11 protein-coding genes are annotated in these 12,749 nt (G+C 48.0%); 3 read left to right on the top strand and 8 right to left on the bottom strand.

Annotated elements, in window-relative coordinates:
• Nucleotides 1-10: 10 nt before the first annotated feature.
• From BQ6873_RS02850 to BQ6873_RS02815, 8 genes are all read right to left on the bottom strand, one after another.
• A complete protein-coding gene (locus tag BQ6873_RS02850) occupies nucleotides 11-352 on the bottom strand; it encodes a P-II family nitrogen regulator (RefSeq protein ID WP_076591302.1) in 342 nt (113 codons plus the stop codon).
• A gap of 10 nt (nucleotides 353-362) precedes the next feature.
• Nucleotides 363-1,943 carry an efflux RND transporter periplasmic adaptor subunit gene (locus BQ6873_RS02845; RefSeq protein WP_012079624.1) on the bottom strand — a complete coding sequence of 527 codons (1,581 nt, stop codon included), beginning with the start codon at nucleotides 1,941-1,943 and terminating at the stop codon, nucleotides 363-365.
• An 8-nt stretch (nucleotides 1,944-1,951) separates the two neighbouring features.
• Nucleotides 1,952-3,241, bottom strand: coding sequence for a TolC family protein (locus BQ6873_RS02840; RefSeq protein WP_012079625.1), 1,290 nt, complete (start codon nucleotides 3,239-3,241; stop codon nucleotides 1,952-1,954).
• Nucleotides 3,242-3,334: 93 nt separating this feature from the next.
• Nucleotides 3,335-3,670, bottom strand: coding sequence for a cobalt-zinc-cadmium resistance protein (locus BQ6873_RS02835; protein WP_231949211.1), 336 nt, complete (start codon nucleotides 3,668-3,670; stop codon nucleotides 3,335-3,337).
• Nucleotides 3,671-3,868: 198 nt separating this feature from the next.
• Nucleotides 3,869-5,398, bottom strand: coding sequence for a hypothetical protein (locus BQ6873_RS02830; RefSeq protein WP_076591301.1), 1,530 nt, complete (start codon nucleotides 5,396-5,398; stop codon nucleotides 3,869-3,871).
• Nucleotides 5,386-6,426, bottom strand: coding sequence for an ATP-binding protein (locus BQ6873_RS02825; RefSeq protein ID WP_076591300.1), 1,041 nt, complete (start codon nucleotides 6,424-6,426; stop codon nucleotides 5,386-5,388). Before BQ6873_RS02825 ends, BQ6873_RS02830 begins: the two co-directional genes overlap by 13 nt.
• 8 nt (nucleotides 6,427-6,434) lie before the next feature.
• The gene (locus BQ6873_RS02820) at nucleotides 6,435-8,417 is read right to left on the bottom strand and encodes a hypothetical protein (RefSeq protein ID WP_076591299.1); all 1,983 of its coding nucleotides are present in this window, start codon (nucleotides 8,415-8,417) and stop codon (nucleotides 6,435-6,437) included.
• The gene (locus BQ6873_RS02815) at nucleotides 8,404-9,003 is read right to left on the bottom strand and encodes a CRISPR-associated protein Cas4 (RefSeq protein ID WP_231949210.1); all 600 of its coding nucleotides are present in this window, start codon (nucleotides 9,001-9,003) and stop codon (nucleotides 8,404-8,406) included. Before BQ6873_RS02815 ends, BQ6873_RS02820 begins: the two co-directional genes overlap by 14 nt.
• A 518-nt stretch (nucleotides 9,004-9,521) precedes the next feature.
• Here BQ6873_RS02815 and BQ6873_RS02810 point away from each other — a divergent pair.
• The 3 genes from BQ6873_RS02810 to BQ6873_RS02795 all read left to right on the top strand — a co-directional run bounded on the left by BQ6873_RS02810 (nucleotide 9,522) and on the right by BQ6873_RS02795 (nucleotide 12,744).
• Complete coding sequence (locus BQ6873_RS02810; protein ID WP_076591297.1) at nucleotides 9,522-10,415, top strand: oxidoreductase; 894 nt, start codon at nucleotides 9,522-9,524, stop codon at nucleotides 10,413-10,415.
• Between the two features lie 255 nt (nucleotides 10,416-10,670).
• Nucleotides 10,671-11,492, top strand: a complete 822-nt coding sequence (locus BQ6873_RS02800) for a hypothetical protein (RefSeq protein WP_076591296.1) — start codon at nucleotides 10,671-10,673, stop codon at nucleotides 11,490-11,492.
• Nucleotides 11,493-11,868: 376 nt separating this feature from the next.
• A complete protein-coding gene (locus tag BQ6873_RS02795) occupies nucleotides 11,869-12,744 on the top strand; it encodes a putative selenate ABC transporter substrate-binding protein (RefSeq protein WP_083664365.1) in 876 nt (291 codons plus the stop codon).
• Nucleotides 12,745-12,749: the final 5 nt, after the last annotated feature.

Here is a 12,749-nt window from a genome sequence, read left to right as displayed (position 1 = left end):
TTTCCTTGAGCTAGAGGGCTGCGTTACCGCGTTCGCCACTTTGTATGCGCACAATGTCATCAACCGTGGAAACGGCAATTAGACCGTCTCCTGTATTGCCGGTGCGCGACGCGCTTCGTATAGCTTCAACAACTTCTTGGGCGATGTCGTCAGAACAAAACATCAGCAACGCAGTGTGCTCATGCATATCTGGATTCCATTCATCCGCTGCGAATAGATGCCCTACTCCACGACCTCTTGCGTGACCCCGTACTTGAAACAAGGTAAAACCAGGCAAATGACTAAGGCTTTGCAGGGCATGTTCGACAGCGTCAAGCCTATGCGGCTGAATAATCGCGATGATCTGTTTCATATCGATATCCTTAATGGGCGTGGCTAGCGGACGCTTTGCCTAATTCAGCTTTGATAAGGAAGCTGTTTGTCCCTGCATAGTCCTCTCCAGTCTCTAGCCCTTTCAGAACCTCAACGTACTTCGCGCCACGACGGCCAAGCTCAAGCGGTCGTGCCTCAAAGAGTTCACCATAGCGACCGAAAACAACGGTTGCATTGCCTAACGTTTGGATAGAATCTGTCGTCACTGCCACAGGAACGTCGACTTCATCAGACACCAACGCAACGTTAACTGCTAAACCCGGACGCCAAGTACCTTTAGGGTTCGCCATCACTATCCGTGCTTTAGCAGCGCGCGTTTGTTCGCCTACGAGGGAACCTATATAGGAAACCGTTCCAGTGCCTTCGGCATCAAATGCTGTCGCCTTCACAGTCGCTTTTTGACCGGTTTTTACGGCATTGATATCTTGAGCGCGGACGGTCAGATCAACCCACACTGTGGACAAGTCCGAAATATCAAAGATATTTGCGTCTTCTTTCGCAACTGTTCCGGCAGAAATACGCTTCTCAGTGATGACGCCATCAATTGGTGATCGAATTTCGTATTGAGTCAGATTTGTCGAGGATGGTGACGCGCCTAAAGCAGCGAGCTTCTGTTGCGCACTTTGTGCAATGATTTGTGCTTCCTGCATTGTGGTGCGAGCCTGCAAATAATCCTGTTCAGCAGATATTTTTTCTTCCCACAGTGTTTTTTCGCGCTCATAGGTAGTACGAGCTAACGCAAGACGTTTTTGAGCTGCAAGAAGTTCGCTACGTTGATCGGAAAGCGCTTGGCTAGATATCACTGCAAGTATCTGGCCTTTACGTACACGATCCCCAGCGTTTGCACGGACCGACTCAACAATGCCCGCTAGTCTAGGTACCACTTGGACGGTGCGGTCTTCATTAAGACGAATTTCTCCGATTAGTTGCAACTCTGTTTTGATGCGGACAGGCCCTGCCTTGAGGATTTTTACGCCGTTTTTTGTTAATTGCTCGTCGCTCATAGCAACTTGGCCTTCTTCTTGCGCATATGAGAACTCATATGATTGGTCGCCTTTGGTGGCCTTGATCTGAACCTTAAATGAGTGAGGTTCTTCGATGATTGAGTTACTTTTTAAATAGTCATTCTCCTTTGAGAATGAAATACTTTGAGGGCTTCGACCAAGCCGCTCCAGAGTTACGACGACCTTAGTCCCGGCTGGATCGACTGGTTTTCCATCTTGGTAGGTATAAACACGAAATTGAGGCTTGCCCTCATTTTCAGAAATAGTCAGCTCAAGGCCGTATCCATCTTTAGTGAATAATTTTCCGCCCTTAGGACCACTTTGAGGTGTTGATTCGGCGTGATGCTCATTGTCTTCATGCCCACCCGCATCATCATGTTTTGTCGCACTTTTTTTCCCATGATGCTCAGTGTCAGCGTGCTCCTTAGTTTCCGCATGTCCTTTGCCGGACTCTTCATTTTGCGCGCCTTTCGGATCCGAGACTAAGATCAAGCCTCCTAAAAGAAGGCCGATAGCTATTACGATTATGATGAAGGTGGTTTGTTTGTTACGGGGAATGTTTTTCATCGTGGCCTCTAGTTCTTTGTGGCAGAAAATTGTTCGCCAAGCAGACGGTCAATTGCGGCTGCGGCTCTGTGTGTGTCAGCTAATGAGCGCAAGTACTGCGACTTGGCTTGGAAGAAAGTACGTTGAGCATCAAGGACCTCTAGGAAACTAAATTTACCTAGTTCAAAACCTTTGGTCGTTGCTTCATACGCGCGTTGCGCGGCAGGCACGACTTCCGACTTCAACATTTCTGCTTCAGTAATTGAAGTACTTAAACGTCCGTGCGTTTGCCCAAGTTCACGATTCAAACTCACTTCGGTGGTGGTCAAATCGTCACGTGCTTTGTCAGTCCTACGTAGGGCTTCGAGAATATTCCCTTGATTGCGATCGAATAGAGGCAACGGGATAGATAGACCAACTACTGCTGTATTACGCCCCACTTGCTCATCTCGCTTAGAACCTAGAGTGAGCGTGACATTAGGGATTCTGCGTGAGCGCTCTACCGCAGTCATAGCTTTTCTTCGCTCAACTTCTATCCTGGCACGTGCCAAAAGCGGAGATTGCTCGAGGCGCTGCATCAAAGCAGGCAGAGGAATAAGAGGAGGCAGATCTTCAGCAGGTTCTTGTACCTTGTCGAAGTCTGGAGTACGAGCTCCCCAGGTAGCGGCCAGCTCGCGTCGTGCTGTCCCCAAATCATTTAAGGCTTGGGCAAGTTCGATACGTACGCCGGCTTCGGCGACACGTGCTCTTGTTTCTTCAACGGGAGAAATCTTCCCTGCCAATACACGTTTCGAGGCAATGGTCGTTGCTCGCTGTGCTAGTTCAACTGTGCTTAAGGCCAGCCGATAACGCTCTTGACCGATAACTACGTCATAGAATGCAGCGACTACGAGCGCTCGTATGTCGGCTTGTTTGGCTGAAAGATCTGCTAACGCAAGATCTCGGGCACGTTCGGCGGCTGCGATACGTGCACTCCGTTTGCCCCCAAGTTCAATGGGCTGGCTGATCTGAACCGTCGTCGTACGCGTGTCACGTTTGAGGTCTTCTATCGTAGTAGAAAGCTCAGGATTAGGAATGATTCCAGCTTGTTGAATCATCCCTTCCGTAGCTTCTACTTCACGACGAGCAGCAGAAATTTCGGAGTTGGCACCATATGCCAGGTCTAGAGCGGCAGCAAGTGTGAGCAGCGAGATATTTGCTGCCTTCATCTGTCCACTCTGAGTGGTTTCGCCACCATATGACGATATTACCTGCGCGTAAGCAGGAATTTGTAATGTTAGAGATGCCGCAAATAGAAGCGGCAATAACGGCTTTTGCATCGAATTTCCTTAGTAATAGACAAAGGGAATCCAGCAGCCAACGCTATGAACTACATCAAGAACGAGGAAAAAATAGAACGAGCGGGTGCCGGATTAGGAAGCGGCGTAGACCCACTTTGGACGTTCTGGACGCGGAGGGAGAATTGAAGCAAGTATAGAAGTGTCAGGTATACGTGGTGTTACGCTGACGATGTCAGAAATCAGAATAGCTGCAGGAATTTCTGCAATAGCAATGCCACCAAGATGACAAAATGCGCAATCTATATCAGATGCCGAACTAGACTTCGGCACATCACTTTTTTGATCACTCAACGATGCAATATGCTTATGCTCATGGTGACCGAAATGCACGGTTACCGGGTTACTTTCATGCTGACAATAAACCGCTGCCGCTGCCCAGCTTATCTGGAGCGGAACGATCAAAAGCATAAGGATAACTAGTAAGCGTCGCATAATTGGGCTTATTTTATAGCAGTTTTAAAAAATTCTCGCAAAGTATTTAATTTTGAAATGGAAAACAGATGATTTCACCAATATGGTGAGATATTAAGACGCACTATGCAGTTGATTTGATGCATTCTGGCAATTATGGGGAGTGTCGTTTAAAACTCTCGTATCTCCAGGCGTTTAGACATAGAGATAATCATAATGGCCCTGATTCCGAAAGAATTTGGTTTTCGAAATAGTAAATCGTCGTTCACCCAATTTACGGTTCTTGCCCGTCCAGGAAGCGAACATCGCGTAGTTATTGTAAGTCTGGTAATCTAGCATTAGTTCTCCTGCTCTTCTTCTCTCATCACATTTGCCAGCAGCAGCTTTAACGAGCCTATCGGAAGATGGAAAAACTGCGTGGCACTGCCCTACTCTCTGCCTGGACTTATTCTGAATTGCGTCTTGTTTTTTGCTAGGAAAATTGCATTTCCAAAGAACATGCCCATCCCTATTTAAATTAATTCTTTCTATTCTGAATCTGTTGCGGCCGCATCGTTCATTAATCTGATGCCAGATACAGAAAAATGAAAAATAACACCATCGCAGAAGATCTCTGTTTGAAAGTCTAAACGCCGGATAAGGCCCCATGAAACTCAGTTGGGTATTTGCATCTCTTTTATCTTTCAGCTGATCGAGCACTACATTTTCAATCGACATTCTCCATGTAAGGAATGCAAGCGCAACAGGACAGACCAAAACGCCATTTAGCGCATTGGCCTCATAACAATCCAACCCTAAAAGCTCTTTTAAGCAGTCTTTGTGGCTGTGGACATAAGCATTGGCAATATGCCGCCTGAGACTTCTGTAACAATGCCCTATATCACTTTGAAGTAAATGCTGCCTATTGCAAGACTCATTGTAGATAGGAGTTTCATCGATGACACCTTCTAAACGAACTAGATCAGCAGCGATAGGCTCGAAGAAAAATTCCCATCCTTCGGGCGGGGGGCCAGCTACAGCTATTGCCAGTCCAAGAAGCCATCGTTTTCCATCATTCGCATCTAGATCCGCTCCATCGAATAGTTCTTTGAGCAACATGCTGCTGTCGCCAAGCTTCTCGTTGAGCACACGAATCCAAGCAGCAAAGGAATCACAACATTCGTTAATTTGCGTCAACAGGTCCGGAGGCATCTGCTTAGATGACATTACTTCCTCGAAACCAAGAAATTCCCTGCTACACCTTGAGCAACTAGAAGGAGATTGGCTTTTACATATCGCGTTGAGCGATGCTCTGGTAACGCATCGATTACAACCACTGGTAAGGTCACACCGATGCCAAGGGCACTGCCGTAGGATGGGCAAGTCAAACAAAGAACAATGGTACTTATGCTTCCAGCATTGAGGGCAATAACGAGTTAAAAACTGTTGACCATTGATAGGAACGATTTGATCTACAAAGCCGTTCAATACTTCATGTTTTTTTGCGTTCAAAAGCTGTGCCAATTTATCGAAATTAATCCATCCGCTGCAGGACAAATTCGCAATGTCATAGGCCGAGGTCAACTTAGGATCTATTTCGATTAGCTTTTTTAACTCATTAATATCGACGTGATTAAGAGTGAGGATTTTTCTGACGATCATCTTGCTGGATTCGTAGGGGGCAAGACCGCCGTCAGGCCAGGTTAGCCGACTCTCTTCGTTCCAATTAATTTTCATTGTTCCCATCCACCTTCCTTACTGGGCGACTGAAGGAGAGCACTGAAACTGGCTAAGTTCGAGGATTCGACTGCAATCGCAATATCGCTATCCGAGATTGAAAAATTACTGCAGTCTTCCTTTTTTGATGCGAGTAGCAAATACTCTATAGACAAACATACATGCTCCATTGGAACCATCCCAAGCCCTAGTGGGCCAGCGGCTGCGGCTAGTGCCTCCCACAGCTTGGATGCGTAACGATGAAGCCTAAATCCCTTGGCAAATGCTTCCGGAAGAAAAAAACGTGTGTAACTCCAGCCAGATCCTTCAGGATATTCAGACTGCTCGTCATAGGCTTTCAATAAAAGCTGCAACTCAATCATGCTGGAACAACCTTCAAAAGCTATGGGTTCGCTGAGAAAGCGAGCGATGATTTGATGTTGCCCACTGACCAATAGTGCAGCGCGGCGATGCATGATTTGAGGTTGGGCAAAGAATATCGTCGTCATTTTTATTTTCATCAGATCTAGGGCATTGTGCAAAACAAAAAGTTGTTCCAGATCCGTATCTGACAATAACTGTGCTTCGTCCACAATTAAGACAAACTGGGAGCCCCCAATTTTGCTCAACTTTAGAATTGTGTCGGTCTTAATATTCTCCAGAAGAAAGCCTACTTTTGTACGGCTCGACAAAATATGTTTTTTTGCTTCTAGTATTAAGGAATACATGTGGTATTCCGATGATTGCTTCGATCGTCGAGCACTTAGAAGTAACGTATATGTTCGCGGGAATTCGCTATTCAACAGATTTTGAATCTCCTTAGCGCAGGTAGTTTTACCCATTCTAGGAGTCGCATAAAAGACGACGCCAGTGCGTCTGGTCCATACCTTTTCTCGAGCAATTCTGTAAGTGCGTTCGAGCATGGGTGTGGGAAGTGTGTAGCCCCGTTCAAGTAGAGGGTGAAACTCTAGCAGCTGCTCACGGCGTCTTGATGATAGTTCGCATGGTTCCGCCCTGCCTATGACCGCAGGATCACCTGTATTGATCGACTCAGGCATACCGACTCCTATCTCCGATTTCTTACTTTCATCAAGCCTATAACCGGGGTATCCAACAGCGAACTACGATTGGCAACAACTTTCGTTGTACGAGTATGGGACTCATCAGGTTTTGGTTCGGCATCAATAACAAGTTCAAGGCCCGACTCTCTAGAAACCTGCGTCGCCTTGGTTACTTGTTTTGCAGAAAGAGGTTGCATTCCTCTCTTAGTTTTCGAGTTGGTCTTGCCGAGATATGCCATATAGATGTGGACTGGGTCGTCAAACTCAGACACCACAATAGTCCTGTGGTAGACCAAACTATTTATGACCTTACGTGTTCTACGGCTATGTTTGGTGTGCGCCCATTTTCCCTGGACACACAAATAGCCGAAATCCGCACCATTTTCTAGGTAGGCTCGCACTTGGCGGAAGTCGTCATCGGCATTATCAATATCGATAAACAAACGTTTTCCAACTAAATAGCCAGCCTCAGCGAGAATTGGATTCGTATAACGCGCACCGTCGAGTTGTATGTAGGGGCGACGTCCGGACTCTCTCCCCCCACGCACGGTGACACTGATCGTAGTAGAGAATGTTCGTCCATTCTTTGACATCTCTTTAGGAAGGTGTCTGATTGTGCAAAGCGGAACTTCACCTTCTAGGTGATATTGTAGGTACTGCAATGGAGATAAACTTGAAAGGCCTGAATTCGGCGTGGCATTATGTTGAGCGATCGTTACATCCAATAATTCAGCCACTTCTGCAGCCCTAATTTTATGCTTTAACGCTTTTTTCTGCGCATCGGGCGCACAACCACTATGCGGATTACTTCCAGTTGTGGATGGCAGTCGTTTAAACAGCTTGTCGGCGATTTGACCAAACGTGCGCTCAACACTATCTCGCCTCTCAAAATGAGCTACTGCTCCCCAATTAATGACGAATCCTAGGCCTTTCCGCAGATTCTCATGAACCGGTTGCGCCAAGTGCGCCAATGCACCATCAAGCTTAGTGACGCTCCAAAGCGCGCCATAAGCCCTCTCTATAATTCCGCTTGGCAGTCCAGCATCGGGAGGGTAATTCAGCCCGTCAACAGTAAGCTCTATTGGATGCCATTTTTTTGTGATGGCATCGCGTACAACTTTAATCACGTCTTCTTTCGTTACTTCGCTCCTATACACGACCAAGTAGGACAATATAGCTGCGGAAGCACCCTCTACCACTGCAATCAACCACAGTCTGTCCAGAAGTAGATCTCTCTCAGTTCCTTCTGGAGTGCGAAAAGTTACAGTTGAATGACAGTCAATTCGATATGCGTCTATTTCCACCACATCATAAGGTTCACTGAAATACAAAAATGGCGCGTGCCCTGTACCAACATTAAGGTGTGCTTTCGCAGCTGCCCCCTCCCTGATATTTACAGCGCGCTTAAAGTTTCGGTCTAAGACATCACGCATAAAACTACGGATGGATTTAATCCCGCGATGTTTGGTTGTAAAAGGCCACTCGGAAGCACTCACCCCGTACTCTTGGATAGCCTTAATAAAAAGTTTATGCAGGTCGCGAGATCGCAGTCGAAATTCTGGAACATCTTTGTACTTTGCATCTTGCCTGATGAAGCGAGTAAGTTTTTCTTCTAATTCAGGAAAGCGATCCAACATCATGCCAAGCGCACCGGTTTGGCCACCTTGCTGCTCGCCAAATTTCCTCCCTAATGGCGCGCGACGCCTATATGGTTCGATCCGAACATGTGGTACCAGTGCCCGAAAGCCGAATATCTTTCCGTCAGATGCAATTCCCAAGCATTTGCGCGCCATGCGTGGGAGACTCGCGGCTGCAATACCGGTTCTTTCGGTAATAAATTTTACGGACTGGTATTCGAAATAGAGACGCATTGCCAATTCATTGCTCTCGTACTTCTCGACATCTTCAGACCTCAAGGCTGCTTTTTGCACTTTCGGCCAAAGGTCCAGTGGTAATGCCGTAGCTACGGCCTCTCTACGACTCCACATATCGAGCCCTTTGATTCCATGACCATCTTGTAGATCTGCCGAATGGCTTCTTCGTAAGATCTAAGGAGATATGACTTTGAAGCGCGTAACGAACAAGAAGCCCCATTACCACCGATTCGTCATAATCAATCAAATCGGAAAGCAGTTCTCCAACTGTCCCATCTGATTGATCTCGCAATCTACTAATAAGCGCTATTAGAGTGGGTGTTTGGTGCTGATCCCGAATGGCTGCGGCGAAAGCAATAGCCTTCAGCCACCTACAAGCAGACTGCACATGCGGCATGAGTTCGTTGTCGCTAAAAACACGATACGAAACTCCTTGTTTGGCCGCAGCGGATGATTGAGCCAAAAGTTGAGGTCGGGCTTCGGCCAGATCCTTTTCCGTACTTTTTACTTCATGCCACTCTGTTTTACCATTGGTCAACTCAACTATCGCATCGAGCTGCGTTCCTCTAGCTTCTTTTTGGTCGTGAGAAATGATGTTTTCGGGATGGAGGTCAAAGGATTTGACCTCAGGATTAATTTCTAAAAAATGTATCCAATGAACAAGTTGCCGATCGCTAGGCAGCAACCAGTCGGTGTTCATCTTGGGACTGTAAATTAGCCAAAGATTATTATTTCTATGCCCGCGCGCGCGGTATGCGTCCATTACATGCAAACGCTGCGTACTCTTCAATGAAGGATTTGATTTCATCAAAGCACCTTCAGGAAACGCGGTCCCAAAGGCGCGTTTTTAGGTCGGGCTTTTTACATTAGTTCAAAACGATGTGATGTCAAGATAACGGTGTCCGGCCTTGATAAAAAGCTCGCATAGTTTTAACAACTTTAGTTCCGGCAGCATTATTTTTACAAAATTACTTCCACAAAAAGGAACTAAAGTTGCTGGCTGAGTTAGGAGGTAGCATCAAAATCAATTTGTAAGTTGTTGATTTTTATAGAGTTCAATTGACTTTGGCAGGTTGTTACTTTAGTTCCGAGCGCTATTTCGACTGGAGCCGATGGTTTTTTATTTACCATAAAGGTTCCAAGATTTTATGCTGCCATGAACGCGCCATCGATGATGATCGCTGACGGGCAGCAAAATACAATCAAGACAGGATGATAATGATGACTGAAAATCCAAGCATCGCGCTCCTTGGTCCAGGAGCAATCGGCACGACGATCGCGGCGGCGCTTCATGAGGTCGGGCGCACGCCGACGATTTGCGGCCGCTCGCCGCATGCGCGCCTGGAACTGCGCTTCGATGGTGGTCGTATCGTTGTGCCAGGGTCGGTGCAAACTGATCCTGCCGGGATCAAGAACACGTTCGATCTGGTTTTCGTCGCGGTCAAGTCGACGCAGGTGGCGGCGATTGCGCCGTGGCTTTCTGCATTGTGCAACGAGAAGACGGTGGTCTGCGTGCTGCAAAATGGCGTTGAGCAGAAAACGCTCTTCGCGCCCTACTTGTCTGGCGGCCCAGTAGTGCCCTCGGTGGTGTGGTTTCCCGCTCAACGCGAGCCGGACGCTTCGGTGTGGCTACGCGGCGAACCGCGCCTCACGTTGCCAGACACGCCGGCGACCGGCGTGGTGCTCGCGGCGTTGAATGGCACACGGTGCTCGGTTGATGTCGCCGCGGATTTTACGTCCGTTGCGTGGCGCAAGCTTCTACAGAACGCGGTCGCGGGCTTAATGGTTCTGACAGGTCGCCGTGCTGGCATGTTTTCCCGAACCGACATCACCGAGCTGTCTCTAGCCTACCTGCGGGAATGTCTTGAGGTTGCTCGTGCGGAGGGTGCGACACTGGGTGACGAAGTACCGCAAGAGATCGTAGATAAATTTCATCGTTCCCCGCCCGACTTGGGCACTTCCATCCTCGCTGATCGGCAAGCTGGCCGCCCTCTCGAATGGGACAGTCGAAACGGGGTCGTGCAGCGATACGGTCGATCTCACGGCATCCCTACGCCAATCAGCGATCTGGTCGTGCCGCTTTTGGCGGCCGCCAGCGACGGTCCCGGCTAATTCCGTGTCATGCAGCGAATGCTCATTCATTATTGATTGAACGAGCTGTGGCTCGATGAACGTCACCGCAACGTAGAGGTTTACAGGCGCGCTTGCCTTTTTGTTCGGGCCAGGTGTTGCCAAGCAGCTGCGGGAGGGGCTTCCTCGAACAATGTTGTCACTTAAAGCGTATGCTGAGCAACGCCACGAACCTCTATAGTGGGCATCAATGTCTAGGCAAAATGGGATTTAGCATTTGATCATCTGGAGGATCCAATGAAGATCAGTAAAGCGATAATTTTTGCAGCCTCGTTGGCATGCTGTGCTACTGCCTTCGCGGATACGCAAGACATCAAATACTCGAATAACCAGATTGGTATTCACGCCATTTCAACCGACGTCAACTATACGGAAACTAATGACGGGCGATTGGGCACGACTGCTGGCAAGTTCAATACAGAAAATGGTTGGGTTCCGGGTTTCGCGGTTTCTGTGTCAGTAATGAAGGATTGGCTTCTGGGGAATGATTATCTGCAATTTCAGTACAGCAGAAACAAGGGATATACGGACTATGTTGGCTCACCTGCGACTGGCGGCGCTTTCGGGTCTCTGGTTCAGCAGAACGATGCGACACTGACTGATTACAGTCTGCGTTGGGGTAAAGGCTTTTCCGTGAATCGGGAAGTCATGATTACCCCGTATGCAGAACTTGGACGCCACGAATGGAAGCGTGCTGTGAATCAGGGTGAAACCTATACCAATAACTCTTTTGGTATCGGCGCCCTCGCGCAATACTCACCAATTACGCGCCTTGTGCTAAGCGCTAATGCCTTGATCGGAAGAACCTTCGGCGCGAACATCGACGTCGCTGGTCCGAGCGGCTTCTCAGGTGCGCTGGGTAACTCCAATCTGTATAAATTAGGCTTGTCTGCCGACTATGCATTCACCCAAAATTTTCATGGGAATGTCGGTATCAATTACTCTGCCTTCAAATATGGCTCTAGCGGCAACTACCAAGTTGGCAATCGCATACACTGGGAGCCGGACAGCCGGACCAATAACACCACGATCAACGCAGGGATAGGTTACGCGTTCTAATCGGTTGTACTCCTTTGTCGGCACTCTTGACGCTGGCGTGTCCGGCAATGGCAGCAGATTGCCTTGTTGCCTCAATTTAGAACTTGGGCCGCTAACGAAAAGCTGTATCAGCTGCACTTCGATTGATCGATGAATCTGATCAAAAGCCGCGTCAAGCGATATAGGTATTTTTTTGCATATATCTAAGATTGACAAACACTGCAATTTAACCTTGCCTTAACCAAGGCTTATGCTGCAACATCGAGACCTGTAAAAAGTACATCACGATGTCGTCGCTCTCAGTCTCTTGCCTCACTCTTCCCAAGTGCTTCAAAACGCAGTTCGCTTCATTGACGTTGATATTTTCATCCACGCCCTTCCCTATATGAGGTGTTACATGATTCGTTTATCTCTTCCTAAATGTTCTGCGTTGATCGCAGCCCTCCTCACCACGCTTACGCTGGGCACGACCAGTCTGGTACATGCTCAGCAAGTATTACGCGTATCGGCCATTCCTGATGAAGCTCCAACTGAGTTGCAGCGCAAGTTCAAGCCACTTGGAAACTACTTAGAGAAAAAATTAGGGATGAAGGTTGAATTTACGCCCGTCACTGATTACGCAGCATCGGTTGAAGGCTTGATCAATAACAAGCTGGATATGGTCTGGTTTGGTGGATTTACATTTGTGCAGGCGAACGTACGCAGCGGCGGCAAGATCGTTCCTTTAGTGCAGCGCGAAGAGGACGAAAAATTCAAATCCGTGTTCATCACAACAAATAACTCCATCCACAAGCTGGAAGACTTGAAGGGTAAAACATTCAGCTTCGGCTCGGAATCTTCGACTTCCGGCCACTTGATGCCACGCTCGTATTTGTTGGCAGCCAAGATCAATCCGGATGTGGATATGAAGCGCGTAGCCTTCTCTGGCGCACATGATGCGACTGTGGCGGCGGTTGCTGGCGGCAAGGTCGATGCTGGCACACTCAATATCTCGGTATGGGAGAAGCTGGTTGATTCCGGCAAGGTTGATCCAAAAGTCGTGCGCGTGTTCTACACCACGCCTGGCTATTACGATTACAACTGGAGTGTACGTTCCGACATGAATCCGGTTGTGCGTAAAAAACTGACAGATGCATTCCTGGAACTGAACAGCAATACACCTGAAGGCAAGGAAATTCTGGAGCTGCAACGCGCAACGCGTTTCATTCCAACCAAGCCAGAGAATTACAAAGCAATCGAAGCGGCTGCACGTAACGCCGGTTTGCTGAAATAATAGCG

Origin of the sequence: Herminiimonas arsenitoxidans, from assembly GCF_900130075.1 — a bacterium.
Lineage (GTDB): Bacteria > Pseudomonadota > Gammaproteobacteria > Burkholderiales > Burkholderiaceae_D > Oxalicibacterium > Oxalicibacterium arsenitoxidans.
This window is presented reverse-complemented; position numbering and strand designations above follow the sequence as displayed.

Excerpts from the sequence above, each read along its gene's own strand:
- BQ6873_RS02835 (WP_231949211.1), bottom strand. The coding sequence starts at position 3,670 with ATGCTTTTGATCGTTCCGCTCCAGATAAGCTGGGCAGCGGCAGCGGTT.
- BQ6873_RS02825 (WP_076591300.1), bottom strand. The coding sequence starts at position 6,426 with ATGCCTGAGTCGATCAATACAGGTGATCCTGCGGTCATAGGCAGGGCG.
- BQ6873_RS02810 (WP_076591297.1), top strand. The coding sequence starts at position 9,522 with ATGATGACTGAAAATCCAAGCATCGCGCTCCTTGGTCCAGGAGCAATC.
- BQ6873_RS02845 (WP_012079624.1), bottom strand. The coding sequence starts at position 1,943 with ATGAAAAACATTCCCCGTAACAAACAAACCACCTTCATCATAATCGTA.
- BQ6873_RS02795 (WP_083664365.1), top strand. The coding sequence starts at position 11,869 with ATGATTCGTTTATCTCTTCCTAAATGTTCTGCGTTGATCGCAGCCCTC.
- BQ6873_RS02830 (WP_076591301.1), bottom strand. The coding sequence starts at position 5,398 with ATGGGAACAATGAAAATTAATTGGAACGAAGAGAGTCGGCTAACCTGG.
- BQ6873_RS02840 (WP_012079625.1), bottom strand. The coding sequence starts at position 3,241 with ATGCAAAAGCCGTTATTGCCGCTTCTATTTGCGGCATCTCTAACATTA.
- BQ6873_RS02815 (WP_231949210.1), bottom strand. The coding sequence starts at position 9,003 with ATGAACACCGACTGGTTGCTGCCTAGCGATCGGCAACTTGTTCATTGG.
- BQ6873_RS02850 (WP_076591302.1), bottom strand. The coding sequence starts at position 352 with ATGAAACAGATCATCGCGATTATTCAGCCGCATAGGCTTGACGCTGTC.
- BQ6873_RS02820 (WP_076591299.1), bottom strand. The coding sequence starts at position 8,417 with ATGTGGAGTCGTAGAGAGGCCGTAGCTACGGCATTACCACTGGACCTT.
- BQ6873_RS02800 (WP_076591296.1), top strand. The coding sequence starts at position 10,671 with ATGAAGATCAGTAAAGCGATAATTTTTGCAGCCTCGTTGGCATGCTGT.